The sequence below is a fragment of the Planktothrix serta PCC 8927 genome (assembly GCF_900010725.2).
Taxonomy (GTDB): Bacteria; Cyanobacteriota; Cyanobacteriia; order Cyanobacteriales; family Microcoleaceae; genus Planktothrix; species Planktothrix serta.
On sequence record NZ_LR734881.1, the window covers coordinates 1 to 2976 of the forward strand.

Annotated in this window: 2 protein-coding genes; both read right to left on the bottom strand. The window is 36.3% G+C overall.

From position 1 onward, the window contains the following. Positions 1-2316, bottom strand: a 2316-nt coding sequence (locus PL8927_RS23345) for a DUF4347 domain-containing protein (protein WP_156093305.1), incomplete at its 3' end; no start/stop codon positions are given. A gap of 432 nt (positions 2317-2748) precedes the next feature. Continuing rightward, entirely contained in the window at positions 2749-2958 is a 210-nt protein-coding gene (locus PL8927_RS28135) for an Ig-like domain-containing protein (protein WP_456319747.1), read from the bottom strand. Positions 2959-2976 lie beyond the last annotated feature (18 nt).

Consider the following 2976-nt stretch of genomic DNA (forward strand, 5'->3'; position numbering starts at 1 on the left):
TCCATTGGGGTCGGTATCATTATTTAAAGGGTTTAAAATAACCGGAGTATCCTGTTGAGTTGTAGCAGTATCGTTGGTTGCTGTTGGGGGTTCATTGGGTGGTGTATTAATATTAACAGTAAGACTACCTGTAGCGGTTAAAGCTCCTCCTGTACCTTGGGCTCCCGTATTACCATCATTGAACGTATAGTTAATAGTAACTGTTTCTGAAGTATCGCCACTATTGGAATAAGCAATTTGTTGTAAAACCGTATCCACTTGAGTTGCTGTCGCATTCGTGAAGGTGAGGAGAAGTTGACCCCCACTATTGTCAGTGACACTTCCTATTACAGTACCATTAAGCGTCAGATTTTCCCCTGGGGTAAGGGCTCCTAATGTGCCACTTTCACTAAAAACATCATTGGAATTAGCTCCACCATTGCGAGTTAAGGTGAGAGTAGATCCAGCATAATTATTAGCAACATCTAATTCTACATCATTGATAATGGCATTGTTATCGAGAACTACCGGATTTCCTCCTAGAGTATAACTGGGATTATTATTGAGGTTATTAATTTCAGGCGCGTCATTAACAGGAGTAACATTAACGGTGAGGATATTGTTACCACTAAAATCAGTTCCATCACTGACTTGGAAGCTAAAATTCGCGTAATTGTCACCATTTGCATTCAGAGGGGAAGCAAAGGTTAATAGACCAATTTCTGTAATAGGAATTATTTGATCAATTGTAACCGCTTGACCACTCAAGTTAAGTATTCCTTGGGTGGGAAGACTGGTAATTTTTACTGTTTGTAAACTATCCCCAGTATTGAGGTCATTAAAGGGGAAATCAGCCGCAACAAAACTATAGGAAGTATCTTCTAAAGTGGTGACATTGCTGTTACTACTGGTGGGAGAAATATTAATAGCACTGGCTAATAATCCTCCGGTAATAACATCTAAACCGCCTAATTCTTGAGTCGTATTTAAGGGAACATCCGATAACCCAATTAAATCCATATCAGCCGTTATATCCGCCGGAAATATAGCATAACCATAGAAAGTTTCCCCAGGGTTAATTCCTAAATCTGCAAAGCTGACATAAACGCCACCAATACTTTGTGTTGTACTGGCGAAAGACCAACGCATTTCCTCCTGTTGAACGTTATCATTGACATCTTTGCGAGTAATTTGGGGAATCACATCTGGAAGTCCAGAATTTCCCCAATCTCCATCACTAATGTTAATTAAACCGCCGAAAACAGTCGGATTATTTTGTTCGTCAATCTCTAAAATCGGAGTGATAATAACGGGGTCATTCAAACCCACACTTCCTCGTTCAACTAATATAAAACCAATGCTATTATTAGCCGTTGGTGAAATCAAGCCTCCGGGTTCAATAAAGTCTATTCTTTCAATATTATTATTGTTGTCATTGGTATTTTCCGCATTAGTAAAAACATTGTCAGTCCCTAAGTTTAGAATAGGAGTTTTTAGAGCAACTTCCATGCTGCTATTATACCCAGAATTTAGATTAATTGTTGTGCCATTTGCCGCTCCATCAAACCAAAGGATATCCCTATTTCCTTGGACTTGAGGGTTATCTTTTCGTTGAATTTCCAGAACGTCTAAATTTTTAATAATTTCATAGGGAATAGTCCCATCATTGGGAGTAACAATATTAAAGGAGTTGAATGTATTGTTGTTTCCAGCATAGTTCATTGTGTAGATTGTATTGGGGTCGTTAGCACCTGGTGCTTCGTAACTAATTTCCCCATTTTCCACAAAAATTCCCGTAAAGTTAATCGCAGGTTCAGATAATATTCCCTTATAATTTGCGATCGCTTCTGCACTCAAACACAATGGAGTTTCAATTTTTCCTATTCTTACATCTAAATTCCAATTTCCTCCTAATGCGGCATTTCCCGTTAAGTCATTAGAGGCGGCGACATCAATTTTAGCCAGGTGAGCTAAGTGATGAATAAAAGATTTACCTACACTCCCCCTAGCAACATTACAACCATATAATAATAAATTAGCATTTTTTGTAAAAGCGGTTTTCCATTGTTGAATTTGAGGTGTATATTGAGTTATAGTATTAACATTTAATTTAGTATTTCCTAATTGTATTTCTGCTGGACTTCCGTGAGAAATAATATGGAGAGATTGAATATTTTTACGGTGAGCCAGAAGAAAAGTTATTTCTTCAATTCCATCTTGCTTGGGAGAAAAAACAATAACTTCTGCGGTTGGTTCAACTTCCTGTAATAAGATTTGATAATCTTCAACACGAGTATCAATAAAAACGATGGCTTTTTTTTGCTGTTGTAATGACATACCGAGATAGTCCTAATTTTAATAAAGGATGAGATTGTAGTTGATTTTTTAGATGCAAATATCGCTGTCACCGAAACCTTTTATCCAGATTTTAGGTTTAGGCTAATCATCTATATTTCAAAGGGAATCCAGAGCTTAAACAGCCTATACAGCTAAGTTTAAGCTGTTCAAATCAATTTCATTGTAGCGAGTGAAATTTCTTTCGTGCTTATACCTAAGATATAGATCTTCAAAAACTCAAACTTTACTATTTTTGTATAATTTTTCAAAATAAATCCTGATTTCCTATGAATATTTTTAAATTTCTGTTCTTGATCTAGTTATAGTGCTATGCACTTTTAGAACAGGAAACAGTTGTTAACTGATCAATTTCTAACCTGATTTAGGACTCTATCCTTTCTATTAATCTGATTAGGTCAAAAGATAATATTCCTATCCTACTTCCAAAACCTTATTTCTTTCCAAAACAGTCAAATTAGGAATAGGTAAAGGTTTTCCGTCTGCTTGATACTCTTCTATTAAAATTTCTAACACTTCTTNCGTAATATTAACAGTTGCGGTGCTAATTCCGCCGTTACCATCATTAACTGTATATTCAAAACTCGCTGGCCCAATATAACCCGGATTTGGAGTAAATACCACTTCTCCATTATCAGGATT